General features: G+C 45.8%; 1 rRNA gene. It reads right to left on the bottom strand.

Annotated features, from left to right (window positions below):
- Nucleotides 1–143: 143 nt before the first annotated feature.
- A 16S ribosomal RNA gene (locus IEV72_RS13550) occupies nt 144–1669 on the bottom strand.
- Nucleotides 1670–1874 lie beyond the last annotated feature (205 nt).

Below are 1874 nucleotides of genomic sequence, written 5' to 3'. Positions count from 1 at the left end.
GCTAAGCAAGCCATCACTGACTTTGCTTAGCTTTATTTTTAAATTGACAGCGGGTTAAGATTAACATAGCTATTCACCTGTTAAATTTCCCTAATCTATAGCCGCTTTACATTAGTTATCGATAACTAACATGCTGCTCTAAAAAAGGAGGTATTCCAGCCGCACCTTCCGGTACGGCTACCTTGTTACGACTTAGCCCCAGTTACTAGTTTTACCCTAGGTCGCTCCTCGCGGCTACGAACTTCAGGTACCCCCAGCTTCCATGGCTTGACGGGCGGTGTGTACAAGGCCCGGGAACGTATTCACCGCATCATGGCTGATATGCGATTACTAGCGATTCCAGCTTCATAGAGTCGAGTTGCAGACTCCAATCCGAACTGTGATGCACTTTGTAGATTAGCGCCTCCTCGCGAAGTGGCTGCTCTCTGTATGCACCATTGTAGCACGTGTGTAGCCCAGGACGTAAGGGCCGTGATGATTTGACGTCATCCCCACCTTCCTCACGGTTTGCACCGGCAGTCTGGCTAGAGTTCCCGACATTACTCGCTGGCAACTAACCACAGGGGTTGCGCTCGTTATAGGACTTAACCTGACACCTCACGGCACGAGCTGACGACAACCATGCAGCACCTTGCAAATTGTCCGAAGAAAAATCTATTTCTAGACCTGTCAAAATGCATTTAAGCCCTGGTAAGGTTCCTCGCGTATCATCGAATTAAACCACATGCTCCACCGCTTGTGCGGGCCCCCGTCAATTCCTTTGAGTTTCATTCTTGCGAACGTACTCCCCAGGTGGGTTACTTATCACTTTCGCTTAGCCACTCATCTCGCAATTGAGACGAACAGCTAGTAACCATCGTTTACGGCGTAGACTACCAGGGTATCTAATCCTGTTCGCTACCTACGCTTTCGTCCATCAGCGTCAGTATATCATTAGTGATCTGCCTTCGCAATCGGTATTCTGAGTAATATCTATGCATTTCACCGCTACACTACTCATTCTAACCACTTCACAATAACTCAAGAATAACAGTATCAATGGCAATTTTATGGTTGAGCCACAAACTTTCACCACTGACTGATTATCCCGCCTACGGACCCTTTAAACCCAATGATTCCGGATAACGCTCGGATCCTCCGTATTACCGCGGCTGCTGGCACGGAGTTAGCCGATCCTTATTCATACAGTACCGTCAACAGTATACACGTATACCTTTTTCTTCCTATATAAAAGCAGTTTACAACCCATAGGGCAGTCTTCCTGCACGCGGCATGGCTGGATCAGGATCTCTCCCATTGTCCAATATTCCTCACTGCTGCCTCCCGTAGGAGTCTGGTCCGTGTCTCAGTACCAGTGTGGGGGACCTCCCTCTCAGGACCCCTACCTATCATCGCCATGGTAAGCCGTTACCTTACCATCTAACTAATAGGACGCATACTCATCTTATACCGATAAATCTTTAATCATAAATAGATGCCTATCTATAATACCATGGGGCATTAATCCAAATTTCTCTGGGCTATTCCCCTGTATAAGGTAAATTGTATACGCGTTACGCACCCGTGCGCCGGTCGTCGGCAGTAGCAAGCTACCCCGTTACCCCTCGACTTGCATGTGTTAGGCCTGCCGCTAGCGTTCATCCTGAGCCAGGATCAAACTCTTCATCGTTATAATCTTTATAATTCTAACCATAAATTAAGAAATCTTCTCAGGGAACATGCGCTAATCAATCTTAACGCCTAATTTAATTTACATCTTGTTTTACCAAGTTGTGCTGTCAATTCAAAATATCATAGAACTTCTTTCAAATAAAATAATTTAACTATTAAAGCAAATTATCCCAATTTTGATGCAGGTGAAACTTAAATCCCAA

Origin of the sequence: Psychroflexus planctonicus (genome assembly GCF_014640195.1) — a bacterium.
Classification (GTDB): Bacteria; Bacteroidota; Bacteroidia; order Flavobacteriales; family Flavobacteriaceae; genus Psychroflexus; species Psychroflexus planctonicus.
The sequence above is the reverse complement of the archived record's forward strand: the minus strand, read 5'-3'. Positions and strand labels throughout refer to the sequence as shown.